A 23916-nucleotide genomic window follows, 5' to 3' on the forward strand; every position below is an offset into this window, starting at 1 on the left:
CGAACTGAATACTCATACTCGCGGACCGCGCTTCAATGAATCAATCGCCCGCGACTATTGACCAGCCACGGCTCGCCTTCCGGGCCGACCTTGAAGGCTTGAGGGCGGTGGCAATCGCGCTGGTGGTTGCGGCCCACGCCAAGGTCCCGGGCTTTGCTGGCGGCTTTGTCGGCGTCGATGTGTTTTTCGTCCTCTCGGGGTTCCTGATCACCGGGCTGCTGGTGCGCGAGCGGCAACTCACCGGCAAGGTCGACCTGCTCGCTTTCTACGCGCGTCGCGTGCGTCGGCTGCTGCCAGCGCTGCTGCTGATGGTCGCGTGTGCCAGCGTACTGGGCGAGCTGTTGCTTGCCCCTGCTGACAGGCCAGCCCAAGGCTTGGCTGCGGTGTCGGCATCGCTATGGATCAGCAACCTGTACTTCGCCTTTTCCGAACTCGATTACTTCGGAGCCGGCGCCGATGCCAATCTGTTCCTGCACACTTGGTCTCTGGGAGTGGAAGAGCAGTTCTACCTGGTTTGGCCGGCACTCCTCGGCTTGGCATCGCTGGGCGCCGGTACTTCAACCGCGGCTGCAAACCCCAAGCTCAGCCGATGGCTGCTGGCTACCGCCATCGTGAGCTTTATCGCTTGCGTAGCGCTCACCCAATCAGTGCCGAGCCACGCCTTCTACCTGATGCCAACTCGTGCATGGCAGTTCGCATTGGGTGCGTTGGTTTTCCTGTATTTCAGTGAAGCGAAGCAACGGTTGCCACCATGGGTGGCGGGACTGGGCTTGGCACTGCTGCTGGCCAGTGCGCTGTTGCTGGGCAGCGACCAGCAGTACCCGGGCCTCTGGGCCCTCGCTCCATCGTTGGGCGCTGCGTTGGTGATCGCTGCTGGCAGAGTCGGCGTCCAGTCCGGCGTTTCTCACGCACTTACCCATCGGGTGCTCCAGGCCGTCGGTCGAGGGTCCTACTCCTGGTACCTCTGGCATTGGCCGGTTCTGCTGCTCGGCGCAGCGGTGTTGGATATGGACAATGGCTGGAACAGGTTGCTACTCGTGGCCATCTCGGCCGTATTGGCCTCTGCATCGTACTGGGTGGTTGAGGCTCCCATTCGGCACAACCAACGCCTGCTCAGTCGTCCCGGCCTCACGGTGTTGGCGTCGACTGGTGTCATGCTGCTGGCGAGTTCACTGGCACTGCGTTGGCACAACAGCGCGTCCGATTGGGCTGACGAGAACGATACAGCCTCGGCACGCATCACCGTCCCGGTGATCTATTCGATGGGATGCGATGACTGGTTCCACAGTGCCGAAGTCAGGGTTTGCAGCTTCGGCGACGACAAAGCCCCTCGAACCGCCGTGCTGATGGGTGACAGCATCGGCCTGCAGTGGTTTCCCGCGTTCGCCGAGATCTTCCGGCACCCCCAGTGGCGCCTGCTGGTGATCACGAAATCCGCGTGTCCCATGGTGGATGCGCCAATCTTCTATCCTCGGATTGGCCGCGAATACACCGAGTGCGCCCAATGGCGCGACGAGGCGCTCGCCACGATTGGGTCGATCAACCCCGAGTTGGTGATCATCGGCTCGACCTCCACTTACAACTACAGCGAGCAACAGTGGCGGGACGGTACGCGCTCGGTATTGGCACGGCTAACTGCAGCAGCGCGACAGGTATATGTCCTGCGTGCCACGCCTGTACTGCCATTCAGCGCGCCTGCCTGCCTCACCGAGCGCGGCCGCCTGCACGAATGGTTTGCCGGTGACGGCTTATGCACCGCAAATGCACGAACCGAAGCATCGAGCCGGGTGTTCACTTGGCTATCTGAAGCTGCCATGGCGCAGCCCAACGCGCTGGTTATTGATTTGACCGACGCGGTCTGTCCTGGAGGAGTTTGCCGCGCGCAGATCGACGGCATGCTGACCTATCGGGACAACCAGCATTTGAACGCCTCCTTTGCCGCATCTCTTGCACCGCGTCTGGCTGCTCTACTCAACCTGAAGGGATCCACTAGAGAGGCAGGCACGATACCCACAGCGGAAGCCCAGTCCACAAAGTGACGCAAATTGTCAGGCCACCAGCAGGCGAACCGACGTTTTTCGTCACCCTCTTCAATTGCACCCCCTAACCAAGCGTGACCCGCTCTTCACTTTAGACACTGGGCTGATACGGACGCCTCATTCCTCTGGACTTGGCACGCGTCCTGCGTACTCTTTCCATGCACGTGCAGCATGCACGGCAACGCCGACGGACCGGAACAGCCGGACCTGCAGGTACGTGAAGTAACAATCACTCCTAGGGGAAACACCATGAAGAACAACCAGCAAGGCTTCACCCTCATCGAGCTGATGATCGTTGTTGCGATCATCGCCATCTTGGCCGCTATTGCGCTGCCGGCTTATCAGGACTACGTGGCTCGTTCGCAGGTCACCGAAGCGATGAGCTTGTCCTCGGGAGCCAAGACTGCGGTGTCTGAGCAGTACGCCAATGTTGGCTCCTTTGCTTCGATCACCAACACCACTGCCGGCCTTGCTTCGGCAGCCTCGATCACCGGTGACTATGTGACCCAGGTAGCCGTCGCCGGCGGCATCATCACCGCAACCATGGGCAACCAAGCCAGTTCCAAGGTCGCCGGCGATATGCTCGTTCTTTCGCCCGTTGACGAAGGCGGTGCGATTTCGTGGAACTGCAAGGCGGGCGCCACCGCGCTTGATGCGAAATATCTGCCGAGCAGCTGCCGCTAAGCGTTAGATGAATTTGTAAAAGAAGGGCCGCTATGTGCGGCCCTTCTTCTTTTTCGGTCATCTGAGTCAAATCGCGCCATGCCTCTGTCGCGCTACCTGATTCTTGTTGTTGCGCTGGCTGCTTCGATCCTGGCCATTTATTGGCCAGGGCTGTCGGGTGGCTTCATCTTTGACGACTTTCCAAATCTTGTAACGGACTCGCACTGGCGGGTTACCTCGATGGATTTGGACCAGTGGCGACGGGCAATCAGCCACGGCCGTTCGGGCTTTCTGGGCCGTCCGCTTGCCTTGGCGACATTTGCGGCAAACCACTATTTCACCGGAACCGATCCGTTCTGGCTCAAGCTGACCAACCTCGGCCTGCACCTGGTCAATACGGCCCTGATCTACTGCCTGTGTCGGCAACTGCTCCTCCAAATCGCTTACGCGCGAGGTGAGCAACACCACAGCCGCTTCGCAGCCATGTTGATAGCACTGGCGTGGGCGGTGCATCCCTTGCAGGCCTCTACCGTTCTCTACGCGATTCAACGCATGGAGATCGCAGCAGCCACATGCGTTCTACTGTCGTTGCTCGCCTACCTGCGGGGGCGCCGCAATCAGATTTCTGGGACGCTCGCCTGGCCATGGCTGCTAACGAGCGCGTTTGTGGCTGTGGCCGGACTCGGATTCAAGGAGTCCGCGCTTCTGGCGCCGGGCTTCGCATTACTGATCGAAATATGCGTACTCCACTTCGCAGGTCAAGACGGCGCGCGCTCAACCAAATGGGTGACTGGCTACGTCGTTGCAGGGGGCTTGGCGCTAGCGATGTTCGCAGGCGTGATCCTGCCGCATTACCTAGCCGCCGAAGCTTACGCCACTCGTGACTTCAGCCTGTCCGAACGCCTGCTCACCCAGCTTCCGGTGTTGGTGATGTATCTGAAGCAGATCGCTTGGCCCGTTCCCAACAACCTGCTGTTCTATTACGACCACCTTCCAATCTCCACGGGCCTCTTTAGCCCTCCCGCAACCGCAATCGGTGCTGCTCTGTTGCTGACATTGCTTACCACTGCAGGGATGACTTGGCGGCGGTGGCCGCTAGTCAGCCTCGGCATTGGCTGGTTCTTCTTATCACACGCGCTAACCAGCAACGTCGTTCCGCTTGAGCTTGCGTTCGAGCACCGTAATTACTTGGCATTGTTGGGCGTACTGCTAGCCGCAATGACGCCGCTAACGTGGCTCGGGACCCAATTGAACCGGGCCGCTTCCCGCATCATCACGGTTCTGCCGGTGCTGCTCTTAGGCGTCCTGTGCGTGATCCAGACGCACACTTGGGGTAACCCTGATCGACTGACCGTCGCATTGGCCACTCGAAATATCGAATCCCCCCGTGCGACCTATGCGCTCGCAAAATTGCTGCTGCGCAACGCCGGTAGCGACACCCAGTCCGCGCAATGGTCGATGGCCCACCGGGAATTCGAGCACGTTGCAAAGCTTCGCGGAAGCGGAGCAATGGGCGAACATGCATTGATCATCATGGATGGTCGCCGTGGCCAGCCTATATCAACCGAACTCTGGGATGCCTTCAGGGCAAAACTCACGGCCCGCAAGCGACCCGGACCGGATGTTGCTTCCGCCATATACCCCGTCGTCATTTGCCGCATAGAGCAGCGCTGTCAGTTCGACGATAAACAAATGATCCATACGTTCGCGGCTTTGATTGAGAAATACCCGTCGGCTGCCGAGCTGTATGCGATTTACGCCAACTACTCATTTAATGCGTTGGGCGATATTTCGCTATCCATCGAGTTGTTGCGCGAAGCGCACCGACTCGAGCCGTCAAGCACCAAGATCGCGGTCAGCTTTGCCAAGGTACTTCGGACATCGCCCGTCCCGTCGAACCAGGCAACGGCCGATCAGATGGCCGCGCAATTACGGGCCGCGAACTATGACGGACATTTGGACGCCGCCCTCGACGAACTGGAAGCCTTGAACTCCACCAGCCCCCCCATACACCTGTTCCACTAGCGTCCATGCACCGCCCTTCGACCATTGTCCGACACTCCTTTCATTTGATTGCCGGCCTTCTGGCGACTGTGGTGATCGGCATCTACTGGACCTCGCTTTCCGGCGCATTTCTTTTCGATGACTACGCCAACCTCCCAGCCATTGGACGTTATGGCCCCATCATCGATGGCCCCAGCCTGCTGCGCTACCTGACTTCCGGCATCGCCGATCCGACAGGCAGGCCAGTGTCCATGCTGAGCTTCCTGCTCGACAGCCGCGACTGGCCTGCAGACCCCGCTCCATTCAGGCGCACGAACTTATTGATCCACACGGCCAATAGCCTGCTGTTGGTAGCGGTTTTGTATCGGCTGGGACTTCGCCATCTAGAGCAGCACCACGCGCGCTGGGCGGCGCTGGGCGGGGCTGCGCTGTGGGCAACGCATCCGTTGTGGGTTTCGACGGTTGCCTACATCGTCCAGCGCCATGCGATGTTGCCCGTCACCTTTGTGCTTTGCGCGATCGTGTTGTGGACCTATTCTCAAGACGCGTTTGAACGCGGAGAAGTTCGACGCGGCTGGGTGCTAGCGCTGGTGGCAGTTGGGGGGTTTGGCCTGTTGGCCGGCCTGAGCAAAGCCAATGGATTTCTCCTTCCGGCTTTGCTACTCGCGCTGCAGCTGACGGTATTGCGCGCTCCCCCGCGATACATCGGACGCACTATCTCGTCGAGGTCATTCAATGTCGCCGTAGTCGGCTTGCTTGTGCTACCGACGGCTTTTATCTTATCGATGCTGATCTGGAAAGGCGTCAGTGGCTGGGACACATTCCAAGGACGTCCGTGGACCGTCGGCCAACGCCTGCTAACCCAACCCCGCGTGCTGTTGGACTACTTGGGACTCCTAACATGGCCGCGCGTACACTCGCCCGGTCTGTTCGCGGACGGCTTCACGGCCTCACGCGGCCTTATGCAACCTTGGACGACCCTATCGGCGCTACTGATCGTTCTGACACTTTCGATCGCTGCGATCGTGATGCGGCGAAATTGGCCGGGGCTTGCCGCGTGCATCCTGTTCTTTTTCGCAGGCCACCTCTTGGAAAGCTCTTCTATCCAATTGGAACTGTATTTCGAGCACCGCAACTATCTGCCCGCGCTGCTACTCGGATGGCCCGTGGCCATAGTCTTGACGCGCCCAGGCAAAGCTCGGATGGCTCGCAGCGCGCTACTTTTGGTAGTCCTGGCTATGTTGGCCGGACTCACTGCGTCAAGGGCAGCGCTGTGGGGAACGCCGACGCAGCTCGCCCTGACCTGGGCCAAGCACTTGCCAGCGTCACCGCGCGCACAAACCAATGCGGCGCTGTACGAGATCGCCAATGGCCAGCCGCGACGCGCGATCAAGCGCTTGGAACCGTTGCTGCTTGTCCGCCCCCACGAGGCACAACTTGCCCTGAACTTGATCGATGCAGAATGCGCGTTGGGATACGTGAGTGAGGAAACGATCCATGCCGCTGAGGCTGCCATCATGGCAACAGGCGCGGGGCAGGATATGGTCCACAAATGGATGCGCGAGAGAATCGAAGGCTCTCCTGCTCGATGCGAAGGGTTGAGCGTTCGCGCCCTCGCACGACTGGTTGCCGCTGCACATCGGCATCAACCCCAAGACGCTACGGAACAAAATCGGTTGGCCCAGCTTGATGGGTTGCTCGCCACCGTCGACGGCCGTTGTGAATATGCGGTCAAACAGTTTAATCGTGGACTCGAGCATGAGCGCCACGCGGCCCAAGTCTTCGGCCAAGTAGGTGTGCTTGCCACCCGATGCGGCCCTACCTTCGGGTTGGAGCATTTACGTCAGTATCGCAAGCGCGCGTTGGTCAATGACACACCCGCAAGATCGCTCATGCTACGGCTGCACCAGCGCCTGTTGCTGCACCAAGGCTACTGGCTGACCGAGATGGATCGACTCGAAGCTGTGTTGGCGGACGAAGCACACAGTTTAGAAAAGTGACCATCCCGCGAGGCACGCTATTGGCATAAAACTTGCGTGATACAAGTTAAGAATCCTCAAGTAGTCGCTACATACCGCGGAGGGAGCATGAATCGAGCGCAAGGCTTCACCCTGATAGAGCTAATTATCGTAGTCGCCATAATCGCAATCCTCGCCGCTATCGCTTCAATAGCTTATGGTGATTATGTCGCCCGAGCACAGGTTGCAGAAGGCGTCAGCTTGGCTACCGGAGCCAAGACAGCAATTGCTCTTTACTATGCCGATACCGGCGGATTTCCCAACGATAACCAACAGGCCGGAATGGCCGAGCCAGGTTCGATCATCGGAAAGTATGTGGAGTCGGTCACTGTGAATAATACCGGGACTATCGAAGTGCTATTCGGTCATGACGCGAATTATAATATAAGCGGTCAATCGATGACAATGATCGCCAATGACAATGATGGCAGCTTGAGTTGGCACTGCGGCGGAGTTAAAGATAAGTACCTGCCGTCCGCCTGCCGAAACTAATCTGGCAATGCATCAAGGCGCCGTAGCCGCCGCGTGACCACACCTCGCATTACGTGCGCCAATCCTTCCCGACTCGGAAAATATGTCCAAACTTACAAAACTGAATTATCGGACGCCTATATATCGCAGAATCCATTGATGCGACTACACGCGAACCGGGTGCTTTACGATACCTTTTTAAAGAAGTGGGCGCGCAACGCGCGCCGGTTGGCCAAAACACACAGAATCTGGGGGAAGCGACCCTCGTACGAGACTCACTGCGCCCACAACTGAGCGTGCGCCGACATCCGCACCTTGCAACATCACGGTCCCGACGCCTATCCAAGCGTCCATATCGATCCTACAACCAAGCCGTGCTGGCGGAAACCTGCTGGACAGGGCATTGCCGTGAGATGCCCCGGGGTCTGAATGAGTCATCAAGATGCACCTAGCCGATATCGTGGCGCGCTCTCCAATTTGAAGGGGACCCGCGAGGTCAAGAAGACAATCGGGACCGAGATAAACACCTGAGCCAATAGAAAGATTGGAGAAACCGAGCTCATGGTTAATGAATCTACAGGAATGCATTCTGACCCCTCGACCCACCTCAGCCCCTAGGCAACGCACGAACCAAGCTCGCCAAAGAGGATGGGGCACCAAACGAAGCGCGGCAGAAGCAATAACAAACCAGGTTAACCTTATAACTTTCATTGAAAGCACCCATCACGGCCGACTAAACATTTCACTGCGTTATGATCAGCTAATTTCTAGCGATTCCGTAAAGTCGACTTATATCTCCGTCGTTGTACCAACCACGCAATACCAGCCGCTGCGCAAACCACGTCCACGCCCAGCAGCCACACCCGAGAGACGACGGCGTAGGCGGCGATCTCTGAGGGAGCTGCGCTCGAAGTTATTCCATCCAGCCAAACCAGGGCGGCCTCTCGCGTGCCTAAGCCAGCGGGCAATAATGAGAAGAATCCCGCAATCACAGAGAGGCTGGTTGAGATGTAGAGACTTAATGCCTGCCCCCACTCGTACCCCAGAGCACCTCGCAGCAGCAGAAGCCATGCAATCGCGGCACTTGCTGAGGCGAGCAAACACCCCACAACAACCAACCGCCAAATACCGGGTCTTTGCCAGACAGATATCCATTGCCAGGAGCAGAACCCGGCCATGATCTTAAAACAAGCAATCGCAGCACAAGCAGCTACAACGCATCCCGCAACGACGACGGGCAAGAACCAACCCCCAAATTTAATCCACCCCCACGCCACGGCCGCACCCATAACGTGGCCACCGGCAATAATCCCCGTCAGGACGACGTTCGCACCAACCACCTCTCCCAACGTCGCTTCCCCCCCCAGCAACGCCTTCTGCGCAGCGACTCCCCACACGCGACCAGGTATGTATTTAACTGCCTGACTCGCCAGAAACACCGCCGCCGTGTCAGCCACATTCGGCTTATCTAACAACAACGCCAATATCCAGCCCAACAGAAAAACATGAAGCATGCCGGCCAGCAGCGATAGAGCAAACCAAAAGGGCTCTAGCTCCGAAAGTGTCGGAAGCAGCAAGTCGGGAAACGCGAGCAATCCACGTGCAAAATACGCGCAGGATGCTAGCGTCAGCACGAGCAAGAAGCACTTGCCCACCATAGCCAACCGAGAACGCTTCACCTCTGGGGCCTTGCTGATACAGAAGCAGCTACCCGCTTGGCACTTGCATTAACATCAAATATATTCTTGAGCCGAGAAATACCTGAACGACTTGCCCCGCCGTCTTGACGGCAACTCCGACGTATTGCCTCCGCGAAAGCTTCCGCCGTAACGGATTCAGCCACTGCACCGCAGTCGAGAAGCTGAGGCAGATCCCCCACCGGCATTGCGATAACCGGAACACAGTAAGCCAGCGCATCGGAAAACACCACAGGAATACTCTCGACCCTCGATGGCAGAAGTAGACGATCTGTCCTGGCCAATGCGGCGGATGCTTGATCCCGGCTAAGGTATCCACTCACGCGCACTGGCCGGGCAGCCCTACTCAGGCTACCTATCCGCGCGTGAACAAGCTCTTCCATCGGCCCGCCCCCCGCGATATGCACCTCCTCGATACGTCCCCAATCAGCTTCCTCTAAAATATCTAGGGCATCGAGCAATAGATCAACGCCTTTATTGCGGTGCCAGCGCCCTAGAAACAGCATCCGGTAAGGTGGAGCGTTGGCTACTGGGCTACTACGAACGCCGTCCAGACGCCGGCAACTGGGAAGGAACTTGAACTCGCGATGGCAGACGCTTTCGGCTTCGGCGGCCAAGCCAAGCCCATCGGCATAGGCTTCAGAAGCATCTCGACATACACGACGCAACAGTGCTCTCAGCACGGGAATTCGCCCTAGCGACCAGATGTCGCTACCCAGTGCCCACACCGAGTAGGGGATGCCCTGCTTCTTTTGCAGTTGCCGTGCCGCCCATCCTGATGGCAATACCCACAGTGCGAACGTATGAACTACCATTCCGTCCTCAGAGGCGGCAAAAACCTGCCGTTTTAGTGATCTCAGTACGGAAATAATGGAAAACCAATGCCATGGCTTCGCAGGCGAGAGCTGCGAGAGAGGTTTATTCCCAGAGTTAAACCGCCATATTGCGAGCTCGCCATTCTCCTCGTACGTTACTCGCCGTCCCGGTGCCACCACGCGAACAGCCATATGCTGTGCCATGGCATCAGCGAAGTCAGCCACAAACCCACCAGCTGCTTCGCTCCCATCGGCATTTATTGGAAAGGACGTCGTGACAATCAGTAACGCTTGTCGCGTCACAGCGACCACCCTAAATTTGTGTGGATCTCATAACAATGGTGGCACAGCTCAAATTCATTCACGGGCAGTAGAATCCAACCGCCATTGCTCGCCACCCGATGCTGACGCAATTTAAGCCACGTGAATGCTAGCGACATGAGCAGAATCCATGATCAAGAACGATGTCAGATAACTCAGTCTTGTCCAGCCTTGGTGTAGGTGAGCGAAGTTATCTGCTCTGACACTAGCCCAATCAGGAAGACAATCACGGATGCACTGAACAGCAAAGTGCTCATGTTGGTAAACCGCCCCATAGTGATGAAGGTCCACCCGTAGTAGAGCAAGCCCACACAGAAGAACCCTGCGCTCACAGGGACGAAGAGCTTTAACGGCGAGTACAACGTCGCAATTTTGAAAATAATTAAAAGGAATCGAACCCCATCTCGCAGCAGCCGGATATGACTACCGTTCCCCACCCGTCTCGCCACCGAGATCGGCACGTAAGCCACCGGGTACGCACTGCGGAAAAATGCCATCGTGCTGGTAGTCGGATAACTGAAGCCATTCGGCAACAGGTGCAGGAACTCTCGGAACTTGTCGGCCCGCACCGCGCGGAAGCCGGACGTCAGATCGGCCACCTTGTGCCCGGTCATCCAGCTAGCCAGACGGTTGTACAGCCCGTTGGCGAAGCCACGGTGGAAGTTGGCTTGGCCGGAACCGTCGCGAGCACCGACCACCATGTCGTAACCCTCGGCCAGTTTATCTAACAGAGATTCGATATTCGAAGGGTCATGCTGGCCATCGGCATCCATGAACACCAGTATCTCGCCGCCCGCAGCTCGGGCGCCGCGCTTGATCGCCGCGCCGTTGCCCATCGAGTATGGGGAGGACAGGACTCGCACACCCTGTTCAGCTGCGATCTGCGCCGTGTGATCAGCCGAGCCGTCATCGACCACAATGATCTCGGCCCCCGGGTACCGCTGTCGCAGACCGGGTAGGGTCCGCGCCAGACCTGCGGCCTCGTTCTTAGCCGGTAGAACTATCGAAAGTCGCATCACCCCTCCCCTTTGGCACAGGGTAGGCCAGCGACGCCTTTGCGGAAAGGTGCAGCCGTACCACTTATGCGCGGCGGGGATTGCGGTACAGTCGACTTGGGGAAAGACCGTTGGGACACAGGGGACCGCCATGAGTTCCGTAGCCACTGCCAATCTGGTGGGAATCACCGGCATCGCCCGGCGTCTGGTGCTGGACGGCGCCCTTGAAGAGGGGTCCGCGCGCCAAGCGATGGCTGCGGCCACCGCCGAGCGCAAGCCGTTGGCGAGCTACATCATCGACAACCGGCTGGTGTCGCCGGCCAGTCTGGCCGCGGCCAACTCGGTGGAGTTCGGCGTGCCACTATTTGACGCTGCGGCAATGGATCCCACGCAGTCAGCGGTCAAGCTGGTCAGTGAGGAACTGGCACGCAAGCATTGCGTGCTGCCGCTGTTCAAGCGTGGGAACCGGTTGTTCGTCGGCATAGCCGACCCGACCAACACCCATGCGCTAGACGAGATCAAGTTCCAAGCCAACCTCGCAGTCGAGGCGATCCTGGTCGACGAAGAGAGCATCCGACGTAACCTCGATCGTTGGCTTGAGACTGCTGACGCGCTCGGCGACGCAGTCGGTGACGATGACGAGGGGCTGGAAAGCCTGGAGGTCGGCAAGGACGATGACCTGTCGGGCGACAGCGGCGTCGACGCCAAGACCGACGACACTCCGGTCGTCAAGTTCATCAACAAGGTGCTGGTCGACGCGATCCGCCGCGGCGCCTCGGACATCCACTTCGAACCGTACGAGACCGAATACCGGGTGCGTCTTCGCATCGACGGCCTGCTCAAGCAAGTGGCCAAGGTGCCGGTCAAGTTGCAGCAGCGTATCTCCGCACGCCTGAAGGTGATGGCGCAGCTCGACATCGCCGAGAAGCGCGTGCCGCAGGACGGCCGCATCAAGCTCAACCTCAGCAAGACCAAGCAGATCGACTTCCGTGTCAGCACCCTGCCGACCCTGTTCGGCGAGAAGATCGTGCTGCGTATCCTCGACGGCAGCGCGGCCAAGCTCGGCATCGAGAAGCTGGGCTACGAGGACAACCAGAAGCAGCTGTTCCTCGACGCAGTGCAGAAACCCTATGGCATGGTGCTGGTTACCGGCCCGACCGGCTCGGGCAAGACGGTGTCGCTGTACACCGCGCTGAACATCCTCAACGACGAGACCCGCAACATCTCCACGGTCGAGGACCCGGTCGAAATCCGCGTGCCGGGCATCAACCAGGTGCAGATGAACCTCAAGCGCGGCATGACCTTCGCCGCCGCGCTGCGCAGTTTCCTGCGACAGGATCCGGACGTGATCATGGTCGGCGAAATCCGCGACCTGGAGACCGCCGAGATCGGCATCAAGGCCGCCCAGACCGGCCACATGGTGCTGTCGACCCTGCATACCAACGACGCCCCGCAGACCATCGCGCGCCTGATGAACATGGGCGTGGCGCCGTTCAACATCACGTCTTCGGTGACCCTGGTGATCGCCCAGCGCCTGGCCCGGCGCCTGCACGACTGCAAGAAGGAAGTGCACTTGCCCGAACATGCGCTGCTGGCCGAGGGCTACACCGCAGAGGAGATCGCCGATCCGACGTTCAAGCTCTACGAGGCGGTCGGCTGCCCCGATTGCACCGAAGGGTACAAGGGCCGCACCGGCATCTACCAGGTGATGCCGATGAGCGACGAGATCCAGACCATCGTGCTGGCCGGCGGCAATGCGATGCAGATTGCCGAGGCTGCGCAGGTGGCGGGGGTAAAGGATTTGCGCCAGTCCGCGTTGCTGAAAGCCCGAAACGGCATCACCAGCCTGGCCGAGATCAACCGGGTAACCAAGGATTGATGTAGATGGACCTTCTCACTCACATTGCACAACAGCTCCAGCAGGAAACCAAGTTATGGCCGTGACCCGATCTGCCGCCAAAACCGCGACCGCCGCGCGCCGCGCCGAACCGATGACGATGTTCGTCTGGGAGGGCACCGACAAGCGCGGTGTCGTCATGAAGGGCGAGCAGACGGCAAAGAACGCCAACTTCTTACGCGCCGAGCTACGTCGCCAAGGGCTGACGCCGAAAGTCGTCAAGGTTAAGCCAAAGCCCCTGTTCGGCAGCGCCGGAAAGCGCGTAACGCCGCTGGATATTGCGATCTTCAGCCGCCAGATCGCCACGATGATGAAGGCGGGTGTGCCGATCGTCGGCGCATTGGAAATTATCGGTAGCGGCAACAAGAATCCGAAGATGCAGGCGCTGGTCAATACGGTTCGGTCTGACGTTGAAAGCGGCTCGTCATTGAGCGAGGCAATTGGCAAGCATCCCGTCCAATTCGACGAGCTGTATCGCAATCTGGTCCGTGCGGGCGAGTCCGCCGGCGTACTGGAGACAGTGCTGGATACGGTAGCGACCTACAAGGAAAACCTCGAAGCGCTCAAGGGCAAGATCAAGAAAGCGATGTTCTATCCGGCGATGGTGGTGGCGGTGGCACTAATCGTCAGCGCCATCCTGTTGATCTTCGTCGTCCCGATGTTCGAGGAGGTCTTCGAGGGCTTCGGTGCTGACCTGCCTGCCTTCACCCAGTTGGTCATCCGCATGAGCGACTTCATGGTCAGTTGGTGGTGGCTGATCCTGCTCGCGCTGGTGGGTGCCGCAGCCGGCTTCATCATGGCCAAAAATCGCTCTCTTAAGTTCGCCCACTTCCTCGACCGGGTGATCCTGAAGATCCCGGTTATCGGGCAGATCATGCACAACTCGGCAATCGCGCGATTCTCCAGAACCTTGGCAGTGACCTTCAAGGCGGGCGTGCCGCTGGTGGAAGCGCTGGACACGGTAGCTGGCGCAACTGGCAATACAGTGTACGAAAAGGCGGTGCTGAGAGTGCGTGACGACGTGGCAGTTGGCTACTCGGTCAACATGTCGATGAAGCAAACCAATATGTTCCCGCACATGGTCGTGCAAATGACGGCCATCGGTGAAGAAGCTGGTGCGCTCGACACGATGCTGTTCAAGGTCGCCGAGTTCTACGAACAAGAGGTCAACAACGCAGTCGACGCGCTATCTAGCCTGCTGGAGCCTATGATCATGGTGTTTCTGGGTGTAGTGGTAGGCGGCATGGTTATCGCGATGTATCTGCCTATCTTCAAGCTCGGCGCCGTAGTTTGAGGTCACGCTCCTAAATGGCATTCCTCGACCAGAACCCCGAAATCGGCTATCCGCTCGTCGCCGGTTTCGGCCTGCTGCTGGGCAGCTTCCTCAACGTGGTGATCCTGCGCCTGCCCAGGCGGCTGGAGTGGGAGTGGAAGCGCGACAGCCGCGAGGTGCTGGGCGAGCCGGACGACTACGACCCGCCGCCGCCCGGCATCGTGGTCGAGCGTTCGCATTGCCCGCACTGCAAGCACCAGCTCAGCTGGTACGAGAACATCCCGGTGTTCAGCTGGCTGGCGCTGCGCGGCAAGTGCCGCAACTGCAAGGCGCCGATCTCGCCGCAATACCCGCTGGTGGAACTGCTGACCGCGGTGCTTATGGTCGCCTGCGTGTGGCGCTTCGGCTTCGGCTGGCAGGGCTTCGGCGCGATGGTGTTCACCGGCTTTTTGATCTCGCTGTCGGGGATCGACCTGCGGACCCAGTTGCTGCCCGACCAGTTGACCCTACCGCTGATGTGGCTGGGGTTGATCGCCGCGGCCGACAACCTCTACATGCCGGTCAAGCCGGCGCTGCTCGGCGCGATTGCCGGCTACCTGTCGCTGTGGGTGGTCTGGTGGGTGTTCAAGCAGGTCACCGGCAAGGAAGGCATGGGCCACGGCGATTTCAAGCTGCTGGCCGCAATCGGCGCCTGGACCGGCTTGAATGGCATCCTGCCGACCGTGCTGCTGTCGTCGCTGGTGGGCGCGGTGATCGGCTCGATCTGGCTGGCGATGAAGGGCCGCGACCGGGCGACGCCGATTCCGTTCGGGCCGTATCTCGCGGTGGCGGGCTGGATCGCGTTCTTCTGGGGCGACCAGATGGTGGATGGGTACCTGCGGATCTCGGGGCTGCAATAGCCCCGGTGCGCGGCTTTTGTAGGAGCGGCTTCAGCCGCGATCTGGAGCCGGTGCGGGCGAACGACTCCAGATCGCGGCTGAAGCCGCTCCTACAGTCCGGGGAATTCGGAATGGGCTGGGCGTGGCATCCTGCGCGGCATGAGTGAATACATCATCGGTGTGACGGGCGGGGTGGCCTCGGGCAAGAGCGAGGTCACGCGGCGCTTCGAAACGCTTGGAGTCGTGGTCGCCGATGCGGACGTGGCCGCGCGGGAGGCCGTTGCGGCGGGTTCGGACGGGCTTGCCGAGGTGGTCCGGGTGTTTGGCCCGGAAGCATTGGCTGGCGACGGCACGTTGGACCGGGCAGCGATGCGCAGGCGGGTGTTCGCCGATGCGGCGGCGCGAGCGCAACTGGAGGCGATCATCCACCCGCAGGTGCGGGCGCGGCTGCGTTCGCTGTGCGCGGCCGCCGATGGCCCCTATGCGATGGCAGCCATCCCGCTGCTGGCCGAAGGCGGTGGCCGCGTGGCCTATCCGTGGCTGGACCGGATCCTCGTGGTCGACGTGCCGGAGGCGGTGCAGCGCGAGCGTTTGATGCGGCGTGACGGGGTGGACGAGGCGTTGGCCGGATCGATGGTGGCGGCACAGGCGACGCGGGCGCAGCGGTTGGCGGTGGCGGATGACGTGGTCGTCAACGACGGACCGCTGGACGCGCTGGATGGGCACGTGGAAGCGTTGGATCGGCGCTATCGCGCATTGGCGGGCGTCGAAGTGCCCTCCGGGCTTCTGTAGGAGCGGCTTCAGCCGCGATCGGATGTTTGATCGCGCTTGCCGGTTCCCGATCGCGGCTGAAGCCGCTCCTACGAAAGGCGGTCGGCCGAAAGACGGGTGTCGGCGGGCCAGAGGCCGCGGATGGCGGCAATGCCTTGGGCGCCGTGGCTCCGGGCTTCGGCCAGGTCATCGGGGCCCAATCCACCGATGGCGTAGAGCGGCAGGGATACCTGTTCGCGCAACCGCGCGAAGCCGTCCCAGCCGATGCCCGCTTCGCCGGGGTGGCTCGGGGTCGGCTTGATCGTGCCGACCACGGCGAAGTCACAACCGATCGCTTCGGCGGCGCGAAGGTCGTCGAGGGTGTGGCAGGACGCGGCGAGGGCCACGCCGGCGGCCACTGGGCGGGTGGCGGCCGCGGCCAGGGTCGGGAGTTGCGAGGCACGCAAGTGCAGGCCGGTTCCATGTTCCCGCGCGAGTTCGATATCGCCGTTGACCATCGCCTGCACACCGACCTTGCGGCAGCGACGCGCCGCGCGGCCAATCAGCACCGACCACCGGCCGGGATCGCTTCCCGGTGCCCGCAGATGGATCCGACGGATGCCGGCGGCCAGCGCGCGATCCAGCCCCGCCAGCCAGGATCTGTCGTCGTCGGGCAAGGGCGTGACCAGATAGCGGTCGGGTTGCAGCAGCGCCCCCACCACCGGGCGGTCGGCGGGCGGCATCGCATAGCTGGCCAGTTTCTGTGGCGGCACCCAGGCCAATGCCTGACCTTCGCGACCACGGGCGGGGCCGTGCCAGTCGCTTATCACGCGCACGTCCAGCCTTAGGCGCTTGTCGGGGTAGGCCTGGGGAACGTTGATCAGCGCAGCGCCGATCTCGACGGTGATGCCCAGTTCCTCGTGCAGCTCGCGGGCCAGCGCGGCTTCCGGCGATTCACCCGGCTCGCGCTTGCCGCCGGGGAATTCCCAGAGGCCGGCAAGATCGCGGCCCTCGGTGCGGCGGGTCAGCAGGACGCGGCCGCGGGCGTCACGGATGACGCCGGCGACGACTTCGACTATTCGCGATGGAGGGTCGTCGGTCACGGGTAGGTGGCGCCGCCGCCCGGGTGTCGCGTGTCCTCACCCCGGCCCTCTCCCGCTAGCGGGAGAAGGTGTCCGAAGGGCGGATGGGGGCGCTCCTCAGGCCAGTTGCCCATGGCAATGCTTGTACTTCTTGCCACTGCCGCAGGGGCACGGATCGTTGCGCCCCACGTTGGCGAAAGCCTGGTTTGCCTTGGCCGCGGCGGCGGCCTGCTCGGCCTCCTCATCGGCTCCGAGGCCACCGGCGTCGGCGTGCTGGAACTGCATCTGCCGGGCACGGGCCTCGGCCTGTGCGCGCTCCTGCGCCTCCAGGGCGGCGATCTCCTCCTCGCTGCGGATGCGCACGCGCGCCAGCAAGGTCACCACTTCCAGCTTGACCTTCTCGAGCATGTCGCTGAACAGACGGAACGCCTCGGACTTGTACTCCTGCTTGGGCTGCTTCTGGGCGTAGCCGCGCAGGTGGATGCCCTGGCGCAGGTAGTCCATCTTGGCCAGGTGCTCCTTCCAGCTCTGGTCGAGCACGTTGAGCATGATGTGCTTCTCGAGCATCCGCATGGTCTCGGGACCGATCTGCGCCTCGCGGGCCTCGACATGCCGGGCGACCTCGGCCTCGACATGCTCCGCGATGCCCTCGGCATCGATCTCCTTGCTGTCGTGGACCAGTGCCTGCAGGTCCACCTGCACGCCGAAGTCCTGGGCCAGCGCGGCCTGCAGCGCCGGCAGGTCCCATTGCTCGTCGACCGAGTTGAGCGGCACGAAGCGGGCGACGGTGTCGGCGACGACGTCCTCGCGGATGCCGTCGATGTTGTCCTTGACGTCCTCGGCCTCCAGCAACTCGTCGCGCTGGGTATAGATGACCTTGCGCTGGTCGTTGTTGACGTCGTCGAAGTCGAGCAGGTTCTTGCGTATGTCGAAGTTGTGGGCCTCGACCTTGCGTTGCGCGCCGGCGATCTGCTTGGTCACCAGCGGGCTTTCGATGATGTCGTCTTCCTTCAGCCCCATCCGCGCCATCACCTTCTGCACCCAGTCGGCGGCGAAGATGCGCATCAGGTTGTCTTCGAGCGACAGGTAGAAGCGCGAGGAACCGGGGTCGCCCTGGCGACCGGCGCGGCCGCGCAGCTGGTTGTCGATGCGGCGCGACTCGTGGCGCTCGGTGCCGACGATGTGCAGGCCGCCGGCGGCCTTGACCGCCTCGTGGCGCTCGCGCCATTCGGCCTTCAGCCGCTCGCGGGTGGCCTCGTCGACGGGCTCGCCGCTGGCGGCCTCGAGCTGCTCGATCTCGTTCTCCCACGAACCGCCCAGCACGATGTCGGTACCGCGGCCGGCCATGTTGGTCGCAATCGTGATCGCGCCGGGGCGGCCGGCCTGGGCGATGATCACCGCCTCGCGCTCGTGCTGCTTGGCGTTGAGCACCTCGTGGTGGATGCCGGCCTCGCGCAGCTGCTCGGAGAGCATCTCGGAGACCTCGATCGAGGTGGTGCCGACCAGCACCGGCTGGCCCTTGGCGTTGGCTTCCTTGATCTCGGCCAGCACCGCGCGGTACTTGCCGGTGCGGTTGAGGAACACCGCGTCCGGGCTGTCCTTGCGCTGCACCGGGCGGTTGGGTGGGATCACCACCACTTCCAGGTTGTAGATGCTCTGGAACTCGAACGCCTCGGTGTCGGCCGTACCGGTCATGCCGGCCAGCTTGTTGTACATGCGGAACAGGTTCTGGAAGGTGATGCTGGCCAGCGTCTGGTTCTCGCGCTGGACCGGCACGCCCTCCTTCGCCTCGACCGCCTGGTGCAGGCCGTCGGACCAGCGGCGCCCGGCCAGGGTGCGGCCGGTGAACTCATCGACGATCACCACCTCGCCGTCGCGCACGATGTAGTCGACGTCGCGCTGGTAAATGGCGTGTGCGCGCATCGCGGCATTGAGGTGGTGCACGACGCTGAGGTTCTGCGGGCTGTAGAGGCCTTCCTCGTCGTCGTCACCGCTGAGGATCCCGGCCTCGCGCAGCAGGCGCTCGGCGTGTTCCTGGCCGTCCTCGGAGAGGTGGACCTGCTTGCCCTTCTCGTCGACCCAGTAGTCGCCCTCGCCTTCCTCGGTCTCCTGCTTGACCAGCGACGGCACCAGCCGGTTGACCTTGATGTACAGCTCCGGCGAATCGTCGGCCGGGCCGGAGATGATCAGCGGGGTGCGGGCCTCGTCGATCAGGATCGAGTCGACCTCGTCGACGATCGCGTAGTTGAGCCCGCGCTGGTGGCGGTCCTCCTTCGACAGGGCCATGTTGTCGCGCAGGTAGTCGAAGCCGAACTCGTTGTTGGTGCCGTAGGTGATGTCGGACGCGTAGGCCGCCTTCTTGTCGCCGTGCGGCATGCCCGGGTAGACCACCCCGACCGACAGCCCCAGCCAGTTGTAGAGCTTGCCCATCCATGCCGAGTCGCGCCGGGCCAGGTAGTCGTTGACGGTGACGACGTGGACGCCTTCCCCGGTAAGCGCGTTGAGGTAGACCGGCAAGGTGCCGACAAGGGTCTTGCCCTCGCCGGTGCGCATCTCGGCGATCTTGCCCAGGTGCAGCACCATGCCGCCGATCAGCTGGACGTCGTAGTGGCGCATGCCCAGCACCCGGACGCTGGCCTCGCGGCAGACTGCGAAGGCTTCCGGCAGCAGTTTGTCGAGCGACTCGCCGTCTTTCAGGCGCTGCTGCAACTCGGGCGTCTTGGCCTGCAGCTCGGCGTCGCCGAGCTTCTGCATCTCGGGCTCGAGCGCGTTGATCTTGGTGACGGAGCGTTGCAGTTGGCGCAGCAGGCGGTCATTGCGGCTGCCAAAGACAGAGGTAAGCAGGTTGTTGAGCATGTGCGGTCCGAAAAGGAGTCCGAAAGCGGTCGCCAACGAAAACGGGGCGCCAGGCGCCCCGTGATGGCGAAACGTTCATTCTAGCGTGGGGGTCGGCCCGGCGCCTATCAAGGGTCCGCGCCGATCAAGGCCGCCCCACCCACCTGCGCTCAGCCGCGCAGGGGCGACTGCTGCTGCAGGAACTTGTTCGGATTGACCGCCACGCCGTTCTGCCACACCTCGAAGTGCACGTGGGCACCGGTCGAACGGCCGGTGGAACCGGCCTTGGCGATCTCCTGCCCGGCACGGACCAGCGAGCCGACCTTGCGCTCCAGCCGCGAGTTGTGCGCGTAGCGGGTCACGTAGCCGTTGCCGTGGTCGATCTCGATCACGTTGCCGTAGCCCGAGCGGCGACCGGAGAAGCTGACCACGCCGTCGGCGACGGCCATCACCGGATCACCGACGTCGGCTTCGAAATCGATGCCCTTGTGGTAGGCGCGGCCACCGCGGATCGGATCGGCGCGGCTGCCGAAGCCGGAGGTGATGTAGCTGTGGATCGGCTCGCGCGACGGGACCGAATTCATGTCCAACTGGCGATTGAACAGCAGCGATTCCAGCACGCCCAGTTGCTCGCCGGACGCCTTGAACTGCGCGTCGAGCTGCGCCAGCCCGCTGTCGAGCTCGGCCTTGGGCATGTCCTCGACGACGCCAGTGCCACCGATGCCGACCGGCTTGTTGAAGTCGAACTCGCCGTCCTGCAACTGGCCGATCCGGGTCAGGCGCTCACCAAGGGCGTTGAGGCGGTTGGCCTCGGCCTGCAGCTCGCCGAGGCGGGCGGCCAGGGCGTTGATCTCGCGTTGGGCATCGGCCCGGGTGCTTTCGATCTGCGCCTGCTGCTGGTCGACCTGTGCACGCAGCGCCATGTTGCCGGCGATGCCGCCACCGACGCCGATCGCCAGACCGCCACCGAGCAGCAGGGCCGCGGCCACGCCGGGACGCTGCATGCCGTGGTGGACCAGCGCCTGGCCGACGTTTCTCGCCTGCGTGGCCAGTATGTCGCGCGATTTGTTTAGGATGTCGTTAAAGGTCATATGTCCGATGTCTGATTCCAGGTCCAACCCACCGCGCCGTCCCTCGACCCCCACCGCCGCGCTCGATGCGCTGCTGGCGGAGCCCGCTGGCGACCCGATCCGTCGTGCCATGTGGCTCGACGAGCTGGACCGTCGGTTACGCCCCCTCCTGCCGTCCCCGCTCGCCGCGCATGCGCGGCTGGCGAACTACGAGCGCGGCAGGCTCGTATTTGTTGTCGATGCCCCGGTGTGGCGGGCGAAGCTTCGCCTGCTCGCGCCGGAACTGCTCGATGCCGCCCGATCCATCGGGTTGGCCGCGGCCGAGTTCGTCGTCAAGACGAGCCTCGTTCCGAACACGCCGCCCCTGCAGGCGCCCCGGAAAACCGTGACCATGTCGCCGGCTGCCAAGGAAGCCCTGCAGGCCGCGCTGGCGTCGCTCAAACCCGGCAAACCCGGCCCTGGCGATGCCAAATGAAATCCCGGTCGGCGGCTGTCCGCCCCTTGGCATGCTTCATGCCGTGAAGACCAAGTGATCATCGACGGGGCATCCTAAAACGCAAAAACCCTTCACTTGTTAAGAAACAAGAAGAGTTTAGTTAAAATATGGTTACGACGTCACGAGGTATTCACATCCGTGACGGGGCGCACCTGGCAATGGGATGGTTGTCCGGATCTGGCGCCTGGCTTGGCGTCAGACCGCTGCAGGCTGGCTGTAGGCCACCGGCACCGGGGCGTCCTCACCCGTGTAGCTGACGATGTCCCAGGCCGACTGCTCGGCCAGCAATGCCCGTACGAGCTTGTTGTTGAGGGCGTGGCCGGACTTGTGGCCTTCGTAGGCGCCGATGATGGCGTGCCCGGCAAGGTAGAGGTCGCCGACCGCATCGAGGATCTTGTGGCGGACGAACTCGTCGGCGTAGCGCAGCCCGTCCTCGTTCAGCACGCGGAACTCGTCGAGCACGATCGCGTTGTCCATCGACCCGCCCAGGCCGAGGTTGCGCTCGCGCATGTACTCCAGGTCGTGCATGAAGCCGAACGTGCGGGCGCGGCTGACTTCCTTGATGTAGTTGGCGGTCGAGAACTCGACCTCGGCGCGCGACTGGGTTTCCGGGATCGCCGGGTGGTTGAACACCACCGTAAAACCGAGACGGAAGCCGTCATGGGGCTCGAACCGGGCCAGCTTGTCGCCGTCGCGGACCTCGACCGGGTGCTTGATGCGGATGAAGCGCTTGGGCGCCTCCTGCTCGGCCACGCCGGCCGACTGCAGCAGGAACACGAACGGACCGGCCGAGCCGTCCATGATCGGGACTTCGGGCGCGGACAGGTCGATGTAGCAGTTGTCGATGCCCAGCCCGGCCAGTGCCGACAGCAGGTGCTCGACGGTCATGACCTTGCCGGCGCCCTGGCTCAGGCCGGTGCACAGCACGGTCTCGGTGACCAGCTCGGCGCGCGCGGGGATCTCGGCGACCGGGTCAAGGTCGACGCGACGGAACAGGATGCCGGCATCGACCGGGGCCGGGCGCAGGGTGAGGAAGACCTTCTCGCCACTGTGCAGGCCCACGCCGGTGGCGCGGATCACGTTCTTGAGGGTGCGCTGGCGCAGCATCGGATCGGGGCGGGCCTTGGTTTTCGGGCGGAAAGATTAACACCCAACGTGCTGAACCCGACTGGAAAGATGTGTGAAGAACGTCGGGGAACTATCGGCGACACGCCGGATTTGGGAGAAACGACCGGTCGGCCAACCGCAGGGGGCGGCCGACCGGTCTAAATGCCCCGGGCATGGGGGCCCCGGGACCAAGCTTTGGACATGGTTGTTGCAGGTGGATCAGGTCGCCATCAGTCGGCCTGGCGACGCAGGAACGCCGGGATGTCCAGGTAGCTGTCGCTGCCGAAGTCCGCCGCGGCGGCGGCGGGCGCCGGCGCCGGGGCTTCCGAACGGCCGGCACTGCCACGCAGGCTGCCGCCGAAGCTCGGCATCGGTGCGGCGACCGCGTCTTCGGCCGGGAACATCGGCTGCCCGGTGGTGCCGTCGCGGACCAGCTGGATCGGGGCGCGGTTGACCTGGTCGTTCGGGCGACCCTGGCGGGCGACCGCACGGTTCAGGCCGGTGGCGACCACTGTGACCTTGACCTCGTCCTGCATGTCCGGGTCGAGCACGGTACCGATGACGACGGTCGCGTCCTCCGAGGCGAACGCCTCGACGGTGCGGCCGACCTCGTCGAACTCGGCCATGGTGAAGTCCGGGCCGGCGGTGATGTTGACCAGGATGCCGTTGGCGCCCGACAGGTTGATGTCGTCCAGCAGCGGGTTCTGCACTGCCGCCTCGGCCGCGGCCTGCGCGCGGTCGTCGCCGCGGGCCGAACCGCTGCCCATCATCGCCAGGCCCATCTCGGACATGACGGTGCGCACGTCGGCGAAGTCGACGTTGATCAGGCCGGGACGCACGATCAGGTCGGCGATGCCCTGCACGGCGCCGAGCAGCACGTCGTTGGCGGCGCGGAACGCCTGCACCATGGTCGCGTTGCGGCCGAGCACGGTGATCAGCTTCTCGTTGGGGATGGTGATCAGCGAGTCGCAGTGGTGGCTCAGTTCCTCGATGCCCTTGAGCGCGACCTGCATGCGGCGGCGGCCCTCGAACGGGAACGGTTTGGTCACCACGGCGACGGTCAGGATGCCCATCTCCTTGGCCAGCTGCGCCACCACCGGCGCCGCGCCGGTACCGGTGCCGCCGCCCATGCCGGCGGTGATGAACACCATGTCGGCGCCCTGCATCGCGTCCATCAGGCGCTCGCGGTCCTCCAGCGCGGCCTGGCGGCCGACCTCGGGGTTCGCGCCCGCGCCCAGGCCCTTGGTGACGTTGCTGCCGAGCTGCAGCTGCAGCTTGGCGCCGCAGTTCTTGATCGCCTGCGAGTCGGTGTTGGCGGTGATGAATTCCACCCCGTCGACGTTGCCGCTGACCATGTGGGCGACCGCGTTGCCGCCGCCACCGCCGACGCCGATCACCTTGATGATCGCGTTGGGGGCCATGTTTTCTACCAGTTCAAAGTGCGCCATGTCCGTGTCCTCGTATGTCTAGTTATATGGAGCTGGTTGTGTTGCCGCGTGCGGTGT

Annotated in this window: 18 protein-coding genes; 10 read left to right on the top strand and 8 right to left on the bottom strand. The window is 62.5% G+C overall.

Annotated features, from left to right (window positions below; all coding sequences use genetic code 11):
• The first annotated feature begins 35 nt into the window (after nucleotides 1-35).
• From ACT9F5_RS06540 to ACT9F5_RS06560, 5 genes are all read left to right on the top strand, one after another.
• Nucleotides 36-2039: an SGNH hydrolase domain-containing protein gene (locus ACT9F5_RS06540; protein WP_445119080.1), complete on the top strand. Its 2004-nt coding sequence runs from the start codon at nucleotides 36-38 to the stop codon at nucleotides 2037-2039.
• Between the two features lie 249 nt (nucleotides 2040-2288).
• Nucleotides 2289-2723 (top strand): pilin, encoded by a 435-nt coding sequence (locus ACT9F5_RS06545; RefSeq protein WP_445119081.1) that lies wholly within the window; start codon nucleotides 2289-2291, stop codon nucleotides 2721-2723.
• Between the two features lie 78 nt (nucleotides 2724-2801).
• A complete protein-coding gene (locus tag ACT9F5_RS06550; RefSeq protein ID WP_445119082.1) occupies nucleotides 2802-4727 on the top strand; it encodes a hypothetical protein in 1926 nt (641 codons plus the stop codon).
• Nucleotides 4728-4798: 71 nt separating this feature from the next.
• On the top strand, nucleotides 4799-6706 hold the full coding sequence (locus ACT9F5_RS06555; protein WP_445119083.1) for a tetratricopeptide repeat protein: 1908 nt from the start codon (nucleotides 4799-4801) through the stop codon (nucleotides 6704-6706).
• 87 nt (nucleotides 6707-6793) lie between these two features.
• Nucleotides 6794-7216 carry a pilin gene (locus ACT9F5_RS06560; RefSeq protein WP_445119084.1) on the top strand — a complete coding sequence of 141 codons (423 nt, stop codon included), beginning with the start codon at nucleotides 6794-6796 and terminating at the stop codon, nucleotides 7214-7216.
• A 746-nt stretch (nucleotides 7217-7962) separates the two neighbouring features.
• On the opposite strand, the gene ACT9F5_RS06565 is transcribed toward ACT9F5_RS06560, so the two are convergent.
• From ACT9F5_RS06565 to ACT9F5_RS06575, 3 genes are all read right to left on the bottom strand, one after another.
• Nucleotides 7963-8874, bottom strand: a complete 912-nt coding sequence (locus ACT9F5_RS06565) for a hypothetical protein (RefSeq protein ID WP_445119085.1) — start codon at nucleotides 8872-8874, stop codon at nucleotides 7963-7965.
• Nucleotides 8871-10010 (bottom strand): glycosyltransferase, encoded by a 1140-nt coding sequence (locus ACT9F5_RS06570; RefSeq protein WP_445119086.1) that lies wholly within the window; start codon nucleotides 10008-10010, stop codon nucleotides 8871-8873. Before ACT9F5_RS06570 ends, ACT9F5_RS06565 begins: the two co-directional genes overlap by 4 nt.
• Before the next feature lie 173 nt (nucleotides 10011-10183).
• A complete protein-coding gene (locus tag ACT9F5_RS06575; RefSeq protein WP_445119087.1) occupies nucleotides 10184-11044 on the bottom strand; it encodes a glycosyltransferase in 861 nt (286 codons plus the stop codon).
• A gap of 130 nt (nucleotides 11045-11174) precedes the next feature.
• Between ACT9F5_RS06575 and pilB the strand changes: the two genes are divergently transcribed.
• The 4 genes from pilB to coaE all read left to right on the top strand — a co-directional run bounded on the left by pilB (nucleotide 11175) and on the right by coaE (nucleotide 15863).
• Entirely contained in the window at nucleotides 11175-12902 is a 1728-nt protein-coding gene (pilB, locus tag ACT9F5_RS06580) for a type IV-A pilus assembly ATPase PilB (protein WP_445119088.1), read from the top strand.
• 55 nt (nucleotides 12903-12957) lie between these two features.
• Nucleotides 12958-14214, top strand: coding sequence for a type II secretion system F family protein (locus ACT9F5_RS06585; RefSeq protein ID WP_445119089.1), 1257 nt, complete (start codon nucleotides 12958-12960; stop codon nucleotides 14212-14214).
• A gap of 14 nt (nucleotides 14215-14228) precedes the next feature.
• Nucleotides 14229-15092, top strand: a complete 864-nt coding sequence (locus ACT9F5_RS06590; protein ID WP_445119090.1) for a prepilin peptidase — start codon at nucleotides 14229-14231, stop codon at nucleotides 15090-15092.
• Between the two features lie 138 nt (nucleotides 15093-15230).
• Nucleotides 15231-15863, top strand: a complete 633-nt coding sequence (gene coaE / locus ACT9F5_RS06595; RefSeq protein ID WP_445119091.1) for a dephospho-CoA kinase — start codon at nucleotides 15231-15233, stop codon at nucleotides 15861-15863.
• Between the two features lie 68 nt (nucleotides 15864-15931).
• Here the strand turns inward: coaE and ACT9F5_RS06600 are convergent, their stop codons facing one another.
• The 3 genes from ACT9F5_RS06600 to ACT9F5_RS06610 all read right to left on the bottom strand — a co-directional run bounded on the left by ACT9F5_RS06600 (nucleotide 15932) and on the right by ACT9F5_RS06610 (nucleotide 20829).
• On the bottom strand, nucleotides 15932-16924 hold the full coding sequence (locus tag ACT9F5_RS06600; protein WP_445119092.1) for a Nudix family hydrolase: 993 nt from the start codon (nucleotides 16922-16924) through the stop codon (nucleotides 15932-15934).
• Between the two features lie 96 nt (nucleotides 16925-17020).
• Complete coding sequence (gene secA / locus ACT9F5_RS06605) at nucleotides 17021-19759, bottom strand: preprotein translocase subunit SecA (protein WP_445119093.1); 2739 nt, start codon at nucleotides 19757-19759, stop codon at nucleotides 17021-17023.
• A 149-nt stretch (nucleotides 19760-19908) separates the two neighbouring features.
• Entirely contained in the window at nucleotides 19909-20829 is a 921-nt protein-coding gene (locus tag ACT9F5_RS06610) for a peptidoglycan DD-metalloendopeptidase family protein (RefSeq protein ID WP_445119094.1), read from the bottom strand.
• Nucleotides 20830-20836: 7 nt separating this feature from the next.
• Between ACT9F5_RS06610 and ACT9F5_RS06615 the strand changes: the two genes are divergently transcribed.
• Nucleotides 20837-21283, top strand: a complete 447-nt coding sequence (locus tag ACT9F5_RS06615) for a DciA family protein (RefSeq protein ID WP_445119095.1) — start codon at nucleotides 20837-20839, stop codon at nucleotides 21281-21283.
• A gap of 216 nt (nucleotides 21284-21499) precedes the next feature.
• On the opposite strand, the gene lpxC is transcribed toward ACT9F5_RS06615, so the two are convergent.
• Nucleotides 21500-22411 (bottom strand): UDP-3-O-acyl-N-acetylglucosamine deacetylase, encoded by a 912-nt coding sequence (gene lpxC, locus ACT9F5_RS06620; protein ID WP_445119096.1) that lies wholly within the window; start codon nucleotides 22409-22411, stop codon nucleotides 21500-21502.
• Between the two features lie 230 nt (nucleotides 22412-22641).
• On the bottom strand, nucleotides 22642-23859 hold the full coding sequence (gene ftsZ / locus ACT9F5_RS06625) for a cell division protein FtsZ (RefSeq protein WP_445119097.1): 1218 nt from the start codon (nucleotides 23857-23859) through the stop codon (nucleotides 22642-22644).
• Nucleotides 23860-23916: the final 57 nt, after the last annotated feature.

The sequence above is a fragment of the Lysobacter sp. F6437 genome, from assembly GCF_052547215.1.

What these genes read in the sequence shown, in the direction of transcription:
- ACT9F5_RS06540 (WP_445119080.1), top strand. Translation starts at nt 36, where the DNA reads ATGAATCAATCGCCCGCGACTATTGACCAGCCACGGCTCGCCTTCCGG.
- ACT9F5_RS06545 (WP_445119081.1), top strand. Translation starts at nt 2,289, where the DNA reads ATGAAGAACAACCAGCAAGGCTTCACCCTCATCGAGCTGATGATCGTT.
- ACT9F5_RS06550 (WP_445119082.1), top strand. Translation starts at nt 2,802, where the DNA reads ATGCCTCTGTCGCGCTACCTGATTCTTGTTGTTGCGCTGGCTGCTTCG.
- ACT9F5_RS06560 (WP_445119084.1), top strand. Translation starts at nt 6,794, where the DNA reads ATGAATCGAGCGCAAGGCTTCACCCTGATAGAGCTAATTATCGTAGTC.
- ACT9F5_RS06575 (WP_445119087.1), bottom strand. Translation starts at nt 11,044, where the DNA reads ATGCGACTTTCGATAGTTCTACCGGCTAAGAACGAGGCCGCAGGTCTG.
- pilB (WP_445119088.1), top strand. Translation starts at nt 11,175, where the DNA reads ATGAGTTCCGTAGCCACTGCCAATCTGGTGGGAATCACCGGCATCGCC.
- ACT9F5_RS06585 (WP_445119089.1), top strand. Translation starts at nt 12,958, where the DNA reads ATGGCCGTGACCCGATCTGCCGCCAAAACCGCGACCGCCGCGCGCCGC.
- ACT9F5_RS06590 (WP_445119090.1), top strand. Translation starts at nt 14,229, where the DNA reads ATGGCATTCCTCGACCAGAACCCCGAAATCGGCTATCCGCTCGTCGCC.
- coaE (WP_445119091.1), top strand. Translation starts at nt 15,231, where the DNA reads ATGAGTGAATACATCATCGGTGTGACGGGCGGGGTGGCCTCGGGCAAG.
- secA (WP_445119093.1), bottom strand. Translation starts at nt 19,759, where the DNA reads ATGCTCAACAACCTGCTTACCTCTGTCTTTGGCAGCCGCAATGACCGC.
- ACT9F5_RS06610 (WP_445119094.1), bottom strand. Translation starts at nt 20,829, where the DNA reads ATGACCTTTAACGACATCCTAAACAAATCGCGCGACATACTGGCCACG.
- ACT9F5_RS06615 (WP_445119095.1), top strand. Translation starts at nt 20,837, where the DNA reads ATGTCTGATTCCAGGTCCAACCCACCGCGCCGTCCCTCGACCCCCACC.
- lpxC (WP_445119096.1), bottom strand. Translation starts at nt 22,411, where the DNA reads ATGCTGCGCCAGCGCACCCTCAAGAACGTGATCCGCGCCACCGGCGTG.
- ftsZ (WP_445119097.1), bottom strand. Translation starts at nt 23,859, where the DNA reads ATGGCGCACTTTGAACTGGTAGAAAACATGGCCCCCAACGCGATCATC.